The organism is Pseudomonas sp. A0308 (assembly GCF_044218815.1).
Lineage (GTDB): Bacteria > Pseudomonadota > Gammaproteobacteria > Pseudomonadales > Pseudomonadaceae > Aquipseudomonas > Aquipseudomonas iridis.
Genome location: NZ_CP162581.1, coordinates 3167668 through 3185147 on the forward strand (window position 1 = coordinate 3167668; position 17480 = coordinate 3185147).

The following is a 17480-nucleotide window of genomic DNA, read 5'->3' on the forward strand; positions in this document are numbered from 1 at the left end:
GTTGAAAGGGATAACTCAATTCATCCCAGGCAGCTGAACCTTGGGCTTCACGTCGTTCTGCACAACGGATGCCAACGGCGCGACCACTCCCTGGCTTCTGAGCAACTCGCCCATGGTCGCCTTGATTCGATACTGAGTAAATAACTGAATGTTTTTGATTTCAGCCAGACGCCGCGAAGCGGTGAACAACTCGTTTTCGCTGTCGAGCAAATCGAGCAGGGTACGCTCGCCGAGGCTGAACTGACGCTGGTAAGCAGTGCGCACCGAGGTACTGTGATCGACGTACTGCTGGGCGATCGGCACCTGAGCGTTGGCGTTGTTCAGGGCATTCCAGGCCAAGCCAAGTTCTTCGTTCAGTTGACGCAGGGCGTTGTTGCGGATATCCAGCGCCTGGTTCGACAGGTACGACTTGGACTCCAGATCGGCCTTGTTGCTGCCGCCCGAATAGAGGTTGAAGCGCATGCGCAACATGGCCTGCCATTCGTTGCTGTGGCCGTTCTGACCGTCCAGATCGTTGTCGGCGGTGCGGCCCAGCTCGGCGTCGAAGCGTGGGTAGAAGGTCGACTTCGCGGTTTCGTACTGCTTCTCGGCAGCGGCGATATCAGACTCGGCCGACCGAAGGATCGGGCTGTTCTCCAGCATCTGCTGACGCGCTTCATTGAGGTTGGCCGGCATCATCGCCATGAACGGCGCCGGACGCTCCAGTTGATCAGGCATCTGGCCAACGGCGCTGAGGAAATTGGTTTCCGAGTCAGCGAGATTGGTCTGCTCGGTGATCAGATTATTGCGCGCCTGGGCCATCCGCGCTTCGGCCTGATCAAGGTCCGCGCCGCTGCCGACGCCACGCTGGGTGCGCAACTGGATCTGGTCGTAGATGCGCTGATGGCTCTTGAGGTTGTCCTCGGCCAGACGCACGAATTCACGACGGGTCAGTACATCCAGATAAACCTGGGCAACTGTCAGCCCGGTGCGCTCGGAAGTACCCAGCAAAGAGTAGGCACGGGAATTAACGGTGGCTTGTTGACGCCCAACCTCGCTGGAGGTCGCAAAACCGTCAAAAACCATTTGCGACAGACGTAAACTTGACTCGCTACGGTTCAGGGTTTCCCAGTGATTGCCGCCGCCGTTGGCGCGGGTGGTCACGCTGTCAGTGCCTTCACGGCCATAACCGCCCAGCAGATCGACCTTGGGCAGGTATCCACCTTTGGCTGCTCTTAATTGATAATCCGCGGCTAAACGACTGTTGACCCCCGCCTGGATTTCCGGATGGACATCCAGTGCCTGCTGCATGGCTTCTGGTAAGGATTGTGCTTGTACGAAAGAGGCGGCGAGAGCGAAGGGTACAGCCATGAAGAGAGGCAAACGCATGGTAAAAATTTCCCAGAACTTCTTGTCTTGAATCACAGCTAAACGTGCTGCTGTGTCGGATGATTGGCGACTGGATTGACCGTATGTCGGAAAGTTCAAAACAGGAACTGGTTCACATGCAAAAGGACAGGTCGCCGCGGAATATCAATGTGACATTAGTGGGACGATTGTTTAGGATGGCACCCAGAAGGTCAATAGTTTGGCATAAAGTTAATATCGAAAGATTATAGCCAAATTATTGACGATTAGAAGCGTCAAAACTTTTTTCGCACATTTTTAAAGTACGTCCAGACTGAATTGGCATCCATGCCTTCAGGTTCATGGAAGTCAACTGAACGTGACACCCGGAGAGTCTTCAATGAGCAGTGTTGTTGCCATCGTCAAAAGCATTGTTGGTCAGGTATTCGTGGTGTCCCCAGAGGGCGTACGCCGCGTGCTCGTTGAGGGCGACCGACTGTTTGTCGGCGATCAGATCGACACCGGTCTTTCCGGCGCTGTAACACTTGAATTGGCTGATGGCCGCACCCTGGATCTGGGTCGTGAAACCCAATGGAGCGCCAGCGCGCCCGACTCCAGCACTGACCTGTCCGAAGCCACCGCGCAGGCTGCGCCGTCTGTAGAAGAACTGCAGCAGGCCATCGCCGCCGGTGTCGACCCGACTACCGCACTCGAAGCCACCGCTGCCGGCCCAAGCGCCGCAGGTACGGGTGGTGCAGCCGGCGGCGGTCATAGTTTCGTGATGCTCGACGCCACGGCAGGTCGCGTTGATCCGACTATTGGTTTCCCGACGGCGGGCATCAATTCGGCCGGTCAGGCTGCACAGAACATCACCGGGGGCCAGAACACCGACACCACGACGAATGCCCTGCGTGATTCGACCCTGAGCCTAAGCGCAACGCCGACCATCACCGAAGCCGGCGGCGTGCTGGTTTACACCGCGACCCTGACCCAGGCGCCGCTCACCGACCTGACCATCACTCTGTCCAACGGCTCGGTGATTGTGATTCCGGCCGGCTCGACCACCGGTACCGTCAACGTACCGCTGGCACCGAACGACTCGGTTTATAACGACCCGACCCAGATCGACGTGACCGTCACCGGCACCACCGGCGGCAACGGCATCACCGTGACGCCGCCGACCACACCGGCCACGACTCAGGTTACCGACACAATCGACACCACCACCGTCACTCTGACGGCGGGGCCGAATGTCACCGAAGGTGGCCAGATCACCTACACCGCGACCCTGACCAACCCGGCGCAAACGCCGGTCACCGTCACCCTGTCGAACGGCTCGACCATCACCATTGACGCGGGCCAGACCACCGGCACCGTCAACGTACCGACCCCGGCCAACGACGTTTACAACAATGGCAGCACCGTCAGCACCACCATCACTGGCGCTACCGGCGGCAACTTCGAAAACCTGGTGCCGAACCCGACGCCAGCAGTGACCACCATCACTGACTCGGTCGACAACACCGGCCTCACCCTGACCGCGACCGGCAGCGTCACCGAAGGTGGCCAGATCACCTACACCGCGACCCTGACCAACCCGGCGCAAACGCCGGTCACCGTCACCTTGTCGAACGGCTCGACCATCACCATTGACGCGGGCCAGACCACCGGCACCGTCAACGTGCCGACTGCGGCCAATGACGTCTACAACAATGGCAGCACCGTCAGCACCACCATCACTGGCGCTACCGGCGGCAACTTCGAAAACCTGGTGCCGAACCCGACGCCAGCAGTGACCACCATCACCGACTCGGTCGACAACACCGGCCTCACCCTGACCGCGACCGGCAGCGTCGTCGAGGGTGGCCAGATCACCTATACCGCGACCCTGACCAACCCGGCACAAACGCCGGTTACCGTCACCCTGTCGAACGGCTCGACCATCACCATTGACGCGGGCCAGACCACCGGCACCGTCAACGTGCCGACTGCGGCCAATGACGTTTACAACAACGGCAGCACCGTCAGCACCACCATCACTGGCGCTACCGGCGGCAACTTCGAAAACCTGGTGCCGAACCCGACGCCAGCAGTGACCACCATCACCGACTCGGTCGACAACACCGGCCTCACCCTGACCGCGACCGGCAGCGTCACCGAAGGTGGCCAGATCACCTACACCGCGACCCTGACCAACCCGGCGCAAACGCCGGTCACCGTCACCTTGTCGAACGGCTCGACCATCACCATTGACGCGGGCCAGACCACCGGCACCGTCAACGTGCCGACTGCGGCCAATGACGTCTACAACAATGGCAGCACCGTCAGCACCACCATCACTGGCGCTACCGGCGGCAACTTCGAAAACCTGGTGCCGAACCCGACGCCAGCAGTGACCACCATCACCGACTCGGTCGACAACACCGGCCTCACCCTGACCGCGACCGGCAGCGTCGTCGAGGGTGGCCAGATCACCTATACCGCGACCCTGACCAACCCGGCACAAACGCCGGTTACCGTCACCCTGTCGAACGGCTCGACTATCACCATTGACGCGGGCCAGACCACCGGCACCGTCAACGTGCCGACCCCGGCCAACGACGTTTACAACAATGGCAGCACCGTCAGCACCACCATTACCGGCGCTACCGGTGGCAACTTCGAAAACCTGGTGCCGAACCCGACGCCAGCAGTGACCACCATCACTGACTCGGTCGACAACACCGGCCTGACCCTGACCGCGACCGGCAGCGTCACCGAAGGTGGCCAGATCACCTACACCGCGACCCTGACCAACCCGGCGCAAACGCCGGTCACCGTCACCTTGTCGAACGGCTCGACCATCACCATTGACCCGGGCCAGACCACCGGCACCGTCAACGTGCCGACTGCGGCCAATGACGTTTACAACAACGGCAGCACCGTCAGCACCACCATCACTGGCGCTACCGGCGGCAACTTCGAAAACCTGGTGCCGAACCCGACGCCAGCAGTGACCACCATCACCGACTCGGTCGACAACACCGGCCTGAGCCTCAGCGCCACCGGCACGGTGGCTGAAGGTGGTTCGATCGTTTACACAGCGACCCTGACCAATCCGGCTGGCACGCCAGTGACCGTGACCCTTTCGAACGGTTCTGTCATCACTATCGACGCTGGCAACACCACCGGCACCGTGACAGTTCCGGCGCCTGCTGATGACGTCTATAAAGACGCCGGCAAAGTCGAAGCGACCATTGCCACGGCGACTGGCGGCAATTTCGAGAACCTTGTCCCGAGTACCACGCCCGCGGTGACCGAAGTCACTGACACCGTCGACACTTCGACCGTGAAACTGACCGCTGATACTTCGGTGGCGGAAGGTGGCACCGTCACTTACACCGCCACCGTTGGTGCGCCAGTGACCGGCTCGCCGGTTGTCGTGACCCTGGCCAACGGTCAGAGCATCACCATCGCCGTCGGCCAGACCACTGGCACCGTGACGGCTGCCGCGCCGAACGATGCGCTGGCCGGTAATGCACCGCTGACCAACTCGATCACCGGCGTTTCCGGCGGCAACTACGAAGACCTCGTGGCCGACAAGACGCCGGTTTCGACCACCGTGACTGACGTAGCGGACACCACCAACCTGTCGCTGAGTGCAACGGGTTCTGTGGCTGAGGGTGGCCAGATCACCTACACCGCCACCCTGACCAACGCTGCTGGCTCGCCAGTCACCGTGACTCTGTCGAACGGTGCCGTGATCACCATTGAGGCCGGCAAAACGTCCGGCACCGTGACCGTTCCGGCGCCTGCCGATGACGTCTATATAGACGCTGGCAAAGTCGAAGCGACCATTGCCACGGCGACTGGCGGCAATTTCGAGAACCTGGTGCCGAGCACCGTTCCAGCCGTCACTGAGATTACCGACACCGTCGATACCTCGACCGTAAAACTGACTGCCGATACCTCGGTCGCTGAAGGTGGCACCGTCACCTACACCGCTACCGTTGGCGCGCCGGTGACTGGCTCGCCGGTCGTGGTGACATTGGCCAACGGCCAGAACATCACCATCGCCGTCGGCCAGACCACGGGCACCGTGACCACCACCGCACCGAACGATGCATTGGTTGGCCAAGCCCCGGTCACCAACTCGATCACCAACGTGACGGGCGGCAACTACGAAAATCTGGTCGCCGACAAAACCCCGGTCAGCACCACCGTGACTGACACAACCGACACCACCAACCTGTCGCTGACGGCGACCGGTTCTGTGGCTGAGGGTGGCCAGATCACCTACACCGCCACCCTGACCAACGCTGCTGGCTCGCCAGTCACCGTGACTCTGTCGAACGGTGCCGTGATCACCATTGAGGCCGGCAAAACGTCCGGCACCGTGACCGTTCCGGCGCCTGCCGATGACGTCTATATAGACGCTGGCAAAGTGGAAGCGACCATTGCCACGGCGACTGGCGGCAATTTCGAGAACCTGGTGCCGAGCACCGTTCCAGCCGTCACTGAGATTACCGACACCGTCGATACCTCGACCGTAAAACTGACTGCGACCGAGTCCGCTGCAGAAGGTGGCACCGTCACTTACACCGCGACTGTCGGTGCACCGGTGACGGGTTCTCCAGTGACCGTGACCCTGGCTAACGGCCAGAGCATCACCATCGGTGTTGGCCAGACCTCCGGCACCGCGACAACGATTGCCCCGAACGATGCATTGACCGGCCATGCACCGCTGGTCAACTCGATCACCGACGTAACCGGCGGCAACTACGAAAACCTCGTGGCCGACAAAACCCCGGTCAGCACCACCGTGACCGACACCACTGACACCACCAATCTGTCGCTGAGTGCGACCGGTTCCGTGGCCGAGGGTGGCCAGATCACCTACACCGCGACCCTGACCAACGCTGCGGGCTCGCCCGTTACCGTGACCCTGTCGAACGGTTCGGTGATCACCATCGAGGCTGGTAAGACCACCGGCACCGTGACCGTTCCAGCGCCTGCCGATGACGTCTACAAGGACGCCGGCAAAGTCGAAGTGACCATCAAGGATGCTACCGGCGGCAACTTCGAGAATCTGGTGCCGAGCACCGTTGCGGCCGTCACCGACGTGACCGATACCGTCGACACCACCACCGTCAAACTGACCGCCAGCGAAACCGCGGCTGAAGGTGCCAGCGTCATCTACACCGCTACCGTCGGTGCGCCCGTGACGGGTTCACCTGTCGTGGTTACCCTGGCCAACGGCCAGAGCATCACCATTGCCGTGGGCCAGACCACAGGCACCGCGACCACTACCGCACCGAACGACGTATTGACCGGCCATACACCGCTGACCAACTCGATCACCAACGTGACCGGCGGCAACTACGAAAATCTGGTCGCTGACAAAACCCCGGTCAGCACCACCGTGACCGACACCGTCGACACCACCAATATCAGCCTGAGCGCGACCGGTTCGGTCGCCGAGGGCGGCTCGATTATCTACACCGCCACATTGACCAATGCAGCCGGCACGGCCATGACCGTGACCTTGAGCAACGGCGCGGTGATCAACATCGCCAAAGGCGCGACTACCGGCACCGCCACCGTCGCAGCTCCCGACGATGACGTGTACAAGGACGCCGGCAAAGTCGACGCGAGCATCACCACGACCACCGGCGGCAACTTCGAGAACCTGGTGGTCGACAAGACCCCTGCCGTCACCGACGTTACCGACACCATCGACAACAGCACCGTTTCGCTGACCGCCACGGCGAGCACCGTTGAAGGTGGCGTGGTGGTTTACACCGCGTCCTTGACCGCGCCGGTCACCGGCTCCCCGGTTGTCGTGACCCTGTCCAACGGCCAGACCATCACCATTCCGGTCGGCGCCAGCAGCGGCAGCGTCAACTTCACTGCGCCGAACGATGCACTCGCCGGTGGCAACACCCTGAGCGTGAAGATTGACGGCACCAGCGGCGGCAATTACGAAAATCTGGTGGCGGACAAAACGCCGGCCGTGACTTCGGTAACCGATACGATCGACACCACCAACCTTTCGCTGACGGCTACCGGTTCCGTGGCCGAGGGTGGCCAGATCACCTATACCGCGACCCTGACCAACGCTGCCGGTTCGCCAGTGACCGTGACTCTGAGCAACGGCTCTGTAATCACTATCGAAGCGGGTAAAACCAGCGGCACCGTGACCGTTCCAGCGCCAGCCGATGACGTTTACAAAGACGCTGGCAAAGTCGAAGTCACCATTAAGGAAGCGACTGGCGGTAACTTCGAGAACCTGGTGCCAAGCACCACACCAGCCGTGACCGACGTTACTGACACCATCGACACCTCGACCGTCAAACTCACCGCGACAGAATCGGCGGCTGAGGGTGGCACTGTTACTTACACAGCGACTGTGGGCGCTCCAGTAACGGGTTCTCCAGTTGTCGTGACCCTGGCCAACGGTCAGAACATCACCATCGGTGTCGGCCAGACCACTGGCACCGTGAGCACCACCGCACCGAATGATGTGTTGACCGGTCATGCACCGCTCACTAACTCGATCACCGACGTAACCGGCGGTAATTACGAAAACCTCGTAGCCGACAAAACCCCGGTCAGCACCACCGTGACTGACACCACCGACACCACCAACCTGTCGCTCAGCGCCACCGGTTCGGTAAATGAAGGCGGCCAGATCACTTACACCGCGACCCTGACCAACGCTGCCGGTTCGCCGGTTACCGTGACCCTGTCGAACGGCTCGGTGATCACGATCGAGGCGGGCAAAACCACTGGTACCGTGACCGTTCCTGCGCCAGCCGATGACGTTTACAAAGATGCCGGCAAAGTCGAAGCAACCATTTCGACTGCCACTGGCGGTAACTTCGAAAACCTGGTGCCGAGCACTGTGCCGGCCGTGACCACCGTCAACGACACCATCGACACCTCCACCGTGTCGCTGAGCGCCACCGCGAACGTCGCCGAAGGCGAAACCGTGGTCTATACCGCAACCGTGACCGCACCGGTGACCGGCTCCCCAGTCGTGGTGACCCTGTCCAACGGCCAGACCATCACCATCGCCGTGGGCGAAACCACCGGCACGGTTAACTTCGTCGCGCCGAACAGCCCATTGGCTGGCGGCAGCTCCCTGAGCGTGACCATCGACGGCGCCACCGGCGGCAACTACGAAAACCTCGCTATCGACGGCAAGCCCGCTGACACCGCGGTTTCTGACACCACCGACACCACCAACCTGAACCTGACCGCGACCGACTCGGTGGCTGAAGGCGGTTCGATCGTTTACACCGCGACGCTGACCAACCCGGCCGGCACGCCGGTTACGGTGACCCTGTCGAACGGCGCTGTGATCACCATCGAAGCTGGCAAGACGTCTGGTACTGTGACCGTCCCGGCGCCGACCGATGACGTCTACAAGGACGCGGGCAAAGTCGAAGCGACCATTTCGACTGCCACTGGCGGTAACTTCGAGAACCTGGTGCCAAGCACCGTTCCGGCCGTGACCGACGTTACTGACACCATCGACACTACCACCGTCAAACTGACCGCGACCGAATCGGCGGCTGAGGGTGGCACTGTTACTTACACCGCAACTGTCGGCGCTCCAGTAACCGGTTCTCCAGTTGTCGTGACCCTGGCTAACGGGCAGACCATCACCATCGGCGTCGGCCAAACCTCTGGCACTGCGATAACGACTGCGCCGAATGACGCGTTGACTGGTCATGCGCCAATCACCAACTCGATTACCGCGGTGAGCGGCGGCAATTACGAAGATTTGGTGGCTGACAAGACGCCGGTTTCGACAACCGTGACCGATACCGTCGACACTACAAACCTGTCGCTGACAGCAACCGGTTCTGTGGCCGAAGGTGGTCAAATCACCTACACCGCGACGCTGACCAACGCTGCTGGCTCGCCAGTGACGGTGACCCTGTCGAACGGTGCCGTGATCACCATTGATGCTGGCAAAACATTCGGTACTGTGACCGTCCCGGCGCCGACCGATGACGTCTACAAGGACGCGGGCAAAGTCGAAGCGACCATTTCGACTGCAACTGGCGGTAACTTCGAGAACCTGGTGCCAAACACCGTTCCGGCCGTCACCGACGTTACCGATACCATCGACACCACCACCGTCAAACTGACCGCGACCGAATCGGCGGCTGAGGGTGGCGCTGTTACTTACACCGCAACTGTTGGCGCGCCAGTAACGGGTTCGCCGGTTGTCGTGACCTTGGCTAACGGTCAGACCATCACCATCGGCGTCGGCCAGACTACCGGCACCGCGACCACCATTGCGCCAAACGACGCGTTGACTGGTCATGCGCCAATCACCAACTCGATTACCGCGGTGAGCGGCGGCAATTACGAAGATTTGGTGGCTGACAAGACACCGGTTTCGACAACCGTGACCGACACCGTCGACACCACCAACCTGTCGCTGGCTGCGACCGGTTCTGTGACCGAGGGTGGTCAAATCACCTACACCGCGACGCTGACCAACGCTGCTGGCTCGCCAGTGACGGTGACCCTGTCGAACGGTGCCGTGATCACCATTGATGCTGGCAAAACATTCGGTACTGTGACCGTCCCGGCGCCGACCGATGACGTCTACAAGGACGCGGGCAAAGTCGAAGCGACCATTTCGACTGCAACTGGCGGTAACTTCGAGAACCTGGTGCCAAGCACCGTTCCGGCCGTGACCGACGTTACTGACACCATCGACACCTCGACCGTCAAACTCACCGCGACCGAATCGGCGGCTGAAGGTGGCACTGTCACATACACCGCCACTGTCGGCGCGCCAGTAACTGGTTCGCCGGTTGTCGTGACCCTGGCTAACGGTCAGACCATCACCATCGGTGTCGGCCAAACCTCTGGCACTGCGACAACGACTGCGCCGAATGACGCGTTGACCGGTCACACCCCGCTGACCAACTCGATCACCGACGTAACCGGCGGCAACTACGAAAACCTCGTAGCTGACAAAACCCCGGTCAGCACAACCGTAACTGACACCACCGACACCACCAACCTGTCGCTGACCGCGACCGGCAGCGTGGCCGAGGGTGGCCAGATCACTTACACCGCGACGCTGACCAACGCCGCTGGCTCGCCAGTCACCGTGACTCTGAGCAACGGCTCGGTCATCACCATCGAAGCAGGCAAAACCACCGGCACCGTGACCGTTCCTGCGCCAGCCGATGACGTATACAGAGACGCCGGTTCCGTGCAGGCAACGATCAGCACCGCCACAGGTGGCAACTTCGAAAACCTGGTGCCGAGCACGACGCCAGCAGTGACCAGCGTCACCGACACCATCGACACCACCACCGTGAAGCTGACCGCCACCGGTACAGCGGCTGAAGGCGGCAACGTCGTCTACACCGCCACTGTCGGCGCGCCTGTCACCGACTCGCCTGTCGTCGTGACACTGGCCAACGGTCAGACGATTACTATCGGCGTCGGCCAGACCACTGGCACCGCGACCTTCGTTGCGCCGAACGATGTGTTGACTGGTCATGCGCCGATCACCAACTCGATCACCAACGTAACCGGCGGCAACTACGAAAACCTCGTAGCTGACAAAACCCCGGTCAGCACCACCGTGACCGACACCGTCGACACCACCAACCTGTCGCTGACGGCAACCGGTTCTGTGGCCGAGGGTGGCCAGATCACCTACACCGCGACCCTGACCAACGCCGCTGGTTCGCCAGTGACGGTGACCCTGTCGAACGGCTCGGTCATCACCATCGACGCTGGCAAAACCACCGGCACTGTGACCGTTCCGGCACCGACCGATGACGTCTACAAAGACGCCGGTTCCGTGCAGGCAACGATCAGCACCGCCACAGGTGGCAACTTCGAAAACCTGGTGCCGAGCACGACGCCAGCAGTGACCAGCGTCACCGACACCATCGACACCACCACCGTGAAGCTGACCGCCACCGGTACAGCGGCTGAAGGCGGCAACGTCGTCTACACCGCCACTGTCGGCGCGCCTGTCACCGACTCGCCTGTCGTCGTGACACTGGCCAACGGTCAGACGATTACTATCGGCGTCGGCCAGACCACTGGCACCGCGACCTTCGTTGCGCCGAACGATGTGTTGACTGGTCATGCGCCGATCACCAACTCGATCACCAACGTAACCGGCGGCAACTACGAAAACCTCGTAGCTGACAAAACCCCGGTCAGCACCACCGTGACCGACACCGTCGACACCACCAACCTGTCGCTGACGGCAACCGGTTCTGTGGCCGAGGGTGGCCAGATCACCTACACCGCGACCCTGACCAACGCCGCTGGTTCGCCAGTGACGGTGACCCTGTCGAACGGCTCGGTCATCACCATCGACGCTGGCAAAACCACCGGCACTGTGACCGTTCCGGCACCGACCGATGACGTCTACAAAGACGCCGGTTCCGTGCAGGCAACGATCAGCACCGCCACAGGTGGCAACTTCGAAAACCTGGTGCCGAGCACGACGCCAGCAGTGACCAGCGTCACCGACACCATCGACACCACCACCGTGAAGCTGACCGCCACCGGCGCAGCGGCTGAAGGCGGCAACGTCGTCTACACCGCCACTATCGGTGCTCCAGTCACCGGCTCGCCTGTCGTCGTGACACTGGCCAACGGTCAGACGATTACTATCGGCGTCGGCCAGACCACTGGCACCGCGACCTTCGTTGCGCCGAACGATGTGTTGACTGGCCACGCGCCGATCACCAACTCGATCACCGACGTAACTGGCGGCAACTACGAAAACCTCGTAGCTGACAAAACCCCGGTCAGCACAACCGTGACCGACACCACCGACACCACCAACCTGTCGCTGACCGCGACCGGCAGCGTGGCCGAGGGTGGCCAGATCACTTACACCGCGACGCTGACCAACGCCGCTGGCTCGCCAGTCACCGTGACTCTGAGCAACGGCTCGGTCATCACCATCGAAGCAGGCAAAACCACCGGCACCGTGACCGTTCCTGCGCCAGCCGATGACGTATACAGAGACGCCGGTTCCGTGCAGGCAACGATCAGCACCGCCACAGGTGGCAACTTCGAAAACCTGGTGCCAAGCACTGTTCCAGCAGTGACCAGCGTCACCGACACCATCGACACCACCACCGTGAAGCTGACCGCCACCGGTACAGCGGCTGAAGGCGGCAACGTCGTCTACACCGCCACTGTCGGCGCGCCTGTCACCGACTCGCCTGTCGTCGTGACACTGGCCAACGGTCAGACGATTACTATCGACGTCGGCCAGACCACTGGCACCGCGACCTTCGTTGCGCCGAACGATGTGTTGACTGGCCACGCGCCGATCACCAACTCGATCACCAACGTAACTGGCGGGAACTACGAAAACCTCGTAGCCGACAAAACCCCGGTCAGCACCACCGTGACCGACACCGTCGACACCACCAACCTGTCGCTGACCGCGACCGGTTCTGTTGCCGAAGGTGGTCAAATCACCTACACCGCGACGCTGACCAACGCTGCTGGTTCGCCAGTGACCGTGACCCTGTCGAACGGCTCGGTCATCACCATCGACGCTGGCAAAACTACCGGCACCGTGACCATTCCTGCACCGACCGATGACGTCTACAGAGACGCCGGTTCAGTACAGGCAACGATCAGCACCGCCACCGGTGGCAACTTCGAAAACCTGGTGCCGAGCACGACGCCAGCAGTGACCAGCGTCACCGACACCATCGACACCACGACAGTGAAGTTGACTGCCACCGGTACAGCCGCTGAAGGCGGCAACGTCGTCTACACCGCCACTGTCGGTGCTCCAGTCACCGACTCGCCTGTCGTCGTGACACTGGCCAACGGTCAGACCATCACTATCGGCGTCGGCCAGACCACTGGCACCGCGACCTTCGTTGCGCCGAACGATGTGTTGACTGGCCACGCGCCGATCACCAACTCGATCACCAACGTAACTGGCGGGAACTACGAAAACCTCGTAGCCGACAAAACCCCGGTCAGCACCACCGTGACCGACACTGTCGACACTACAAACCTGTCGCTGACCGCGACCGGCAGCGTGGCCGAGGGTGGTCAAATCACCTACACCGCGACGCTGACCAACGCTGCTGGCTCGCCAGTCACCGTGACTCTGAGCAACGGCTCGGTGATCACTATCGACGCTGGCAAAACCACCGGCACCGTGACCGTTCCTGCGCCAGCCGATGACGTCTACAGAGACGCCGGTTCCGTGCAGGCAACGATCAGCTCCGCCACAGGTGGCAACTTCGAAAAACTGGTGCCGAGCACGACTCCGGCCGTGACCAGCGTCACCGACACCATCGACACCACCACTGCCAGCATCACCGGCAGCACCTCGGTAACTGAAGGTCAGACCGCCAGCTATACCGTCAGCCTGACGCACCCGGCGCAAACCGAGGTGACCCTGAAAATCGTCTACAGCGGCACCGCTGCCGACGGTTCGGACTTCACTGGCGTGTACACCGTGAAGATCCCGGCCGGCGCCAGCAGCGCGCAGTTCAACGTCGCGACCCTCGATGACAAGATCACCGAAGGCACTGAGAACTTCGTGGTCAAGATCGACTCGGCCACTGGCGGCAACTTCGAGAATCTGGCGGTCAGCACCACCAATGGCAGCGTCAGCACCTCGATCATCGACAACGATGCGCCACCGGTTATCGATCTGGACGCCAACAACTCCAGCGGCGCCACCGGGGCCGACTACAAGGTGACCTTTACCGAGAACACACCGGGCGCCGGCGTGTCGATAGCCGACACCGATATCAGAATCACCGACCCGGACAGCACCATGCTGACCGGCGCTACCGTTGTGCTGACCAACCGTCAGGACGGCGATGCGCTGAATCTGGGCAACAGCGTCAACGGCATCACGATCAATGCAATCAACACCAACGGCACTGTCACCCTGACTCTGTCGGGTAACGCGACGCTTGCCGATTACATGCAGGCGATCAAGAACATCAGCTTCACCAACAACAGTGAAGATCCGAGCACCGTGCCGCGCATCATCACCGTGACCGTGACCGATGGCGGCAACTACTCCAACACCGCAACCACCACAGTCAATGTGGTGGCGGTGAACGACGCACCGGTTGCAGCGCCAATCAACGTCACCGGCACCGAAGACACCCCGCTGATCCTGGGCTGGTCGACCTTCGGCGTGAGCGACGTTGACAGCCCGGCCAGCAGCCTCGGGGTGAAAATCACCCAGCTGCCGGGTGAGGGCAAACTGCAGTACCTCGACGGTTCGACCTGGAAAGACGTCGCCAACAACCAGACCTTCAGCAAGGCTGACATCGACGCTGGCAAGCTGCGCTTCATGCCTGACGCCAACGAGTCGGGCGTGAACGGTTATGGCGGCACCGGCATTGGCAACAACCAGGCCGACTATGCGCAGATCAAGTTCCAGCCAACCGACGGCCAACTGCTGGGCAATACCGGCACCGTGAAAATCGACATCACACCAGTGGCGGACGCTCCGACTCTGGGCGTTGCCGACAACAGCGTGAGGTCGACCGGGCTGATCAAGGAAGTCTGGACCGGTCTGTCGGGCCTTGGCACCAACGGCAACGGCGCAGACTCGACCACCCTGAAGAATGTGATCGACGGCGCTGGCACGCCTAACTCCAGCGGCAGCGTGACCAACGTGCAGTCCGACGGCAGCGTGACGGCTGGCACCGCATCGAAAACGTCGGGCCTGATCTACCTGGAAGCCGGCAAGACCTACAGCTTCAGTGGTGTGGCCGACGACAGCCTGCTGATCACCATCGGCGGCAAGAACGTGGCGTCGGGTACCTGGGGCGCGGGCGGCGCGATCAGCGGTTCGTTCACCCCGACCACCAGCGGCTACTACACCCTGGACATCTACCACCACAACCAGAGTGGCCCGGGCAGCTATGACGTGAACCTGTCGGTCAACGGCAGCACGCCAATCGACCTGAGCAGCGCCGGCGTGCCGATCTACACCGGCGTGCAGGATCTGGTGAACTCCGGCGTGACCGTCTCCGACCTGCACGGTACTAACGGCGAAGGCTATTACGACGGCTACAAACTCAACACCGGCGCCGAAGGCACCACGGTGAAACTGTCGGCGATCAACACCGCGCTGACCGACACCGACGGCTCGGAAACCCTGAGCGTGAAGATCAGCGGCGCACCGGTCGGTTCGGTACTGAGCGACGGCGCCGGCCATAGCTTCACCGTCACCGCGAGCAACGGCGAAGCCAACGTCACCGGTTGGAGCCTCGGTAGCCTGACCGTGACCCCGCCGACCTACTACAACGGCCAGTTCAACCTGACCGTGACTTCGACCTCCACCGAAGCCGTGGGCGGTTCGGCCAGCAGCACTGCGACCATTCCGGTCACCGTGGTACCGGCGGTCTACAACGCCATTACCGCGACTTCGGCTGATGACAATGTCGTCGGTACCGATGGCAACGACATCATTGTTGCCGACATCGGCGGTTTGACCGTAGTGCCGGGCACCAACTACAACATCGCGTTCATGGTCGATAGCTCCGGCAGTATGAGCACCTCGTCGCTCAACTCGGCCAAGGACTCGCTGACCTCGGTGTTCAACACCCTCAAGCAGAGCCTGGGCGGCAGCAACTCGGGCACGGTGAACATCTTCCTGGTGGACTTCGATACCCAGGTCAAACAGTCGGTGTCGGTGAACCTCAACGACCCGAGCGCGCTGACCAAGCTCAAGGCGGTGCTGGACTCCATGACGTCCGGCGGCGGCACCAACTACGAGGACGTGTTCAAAACTACGGCCAACTTCTTCCAAAGCGCCGAAGCGGTAGCCAACACCGGTGCGAAGAACCTGACGTACTTCATCACCGATGGCCAGCCGACCTACTACCAGACCGGCGAATCGACCAACCCGTACCTGTACGGCAACAAAACCCTCGATAGCCTGATCACCACCACCAACTATAAGTTGGGGACCGCCGTCAGCCTGTATCCGGACAGCTCGCACCAGATCGATATCAGCGCGAACGGCTCTGTGACGGTCTGGACCAAGTCGGGCGGCAGCTGGTCGTACCAGAACTTCGGCACACTGCACGCCCAGGGTGACGGCACCTACGAGTTCTCCGGCCTGGCGGGCAGCGGCAACAGCACCGATTACTACACCACTGCCAACTCCAGCAGCAGCTTCTCGTTGCTCAGCAACCTGTCGAACGTCGAAGCCATCGGCCTTAACAGCGGTGTCAGCCTCAACGACCTGAAACCGTACGATTCGGACAAGACGCCGCAAACCAACATCGATCCGAAAGACCTGGCCAACTCGATCATCGGCCACACCGAAGCGACGATGCCGGGCAACGACACCGTCAACGGTGGTGCCGGCAACGACATCCTGTTCGGCGATCTGGTGAGCTTCAACGGCATTGCCGGCGAGGGTTACCAGGCAATGCAGGCGTTCGTCGCCAAGGAAACCGGCGTCGAGGTCAGCAAAGTCAGCACCAGCAATGTGCACCAGTACATCACCGAGCACTATCAGGCGTTCGATGTGTCCGGTTCGCATGACGGCAACGACACCCTGTTAGGCGGCGCGGGCAATGACATCCTGTTTGGTTCGGGCGGCAACGATTTGCTCGACGGCGGCAAAGGCAATGACATCCTGCTGGGCGGTACCGGCAACGACACGCTGATCGGCGGTCAGGGCAATGACATCCTGATCGGTGGTTCCGGCGCCGACACCTTCGTCTGGAAGGCGGGTGACACCGGCAGCGACGTGATCAAGGACTTCAAGGCCAGCGAAGGTGACCGTATCGACTTGCGTGATCTGTTGCAGGGCGAAACCGGCAGCACCATCGACAACTTCCTGAAGATCACCACGGTCGATGGCACGTCGTCGCTGCAAGTCAGCTCGGCAGGCAAGTTCAACTCGGGTGACGCCGCCGCAGCAACGCCGGACGTGACGATCAAACTGGAAGGCAACAACTGGTCGAGCGCCAACATCCACAACCTGATTGCCGGCAGCGACCCGACCATCAAAGTCGACCACAACAACAGCTGATCCACGTAAAAAACGGCCGCCCTTCCAGGGCGGCCGTCATGTTTGTGATGAGCGCAGCGGTGACGATTGGGTCGCCGCACCGCATACTTGCGCGCAGTTGGCTATGCTGCTGACAGCA

The 17480-nt window shown here is 61.5% G+C and carries 2 protein-coding genes; one reads left to right on the top strand and one right to left on the bottom strand.

Translation table 11 applies throughout. The annotated features are described in order from the left end of the window. Window positions 1–15 precede the first annotated feature (15 nt). Window positions 16–1368, bottom strand: coding sequence for a TolC family outer membrane protein (locus tag AB4P92_RS14625; protein ID WP_047299367.1), 1353 nt, complete (start codon window positions 1366–1368; stop codon window positions 16–18). Window positions 1369–1726: 358 nt separating this feature from the next. On the opposite strand from AB4P92_RS14625, the gene AB4P92_RS14630 reads away from it, so the two are divergent. Continuing rightward, complete coding sequence (locus tag AB4P92_RS14630; protein ID WP_395599639.1) at window positions 1727–17362, top strand: LapA family giant adhesin; 15636 nt, start codon at window positions 1727–1729, stop codon at window positions 17360–17362. Window positions 17363–17480 lie beyond the last annotated feature (118 nt).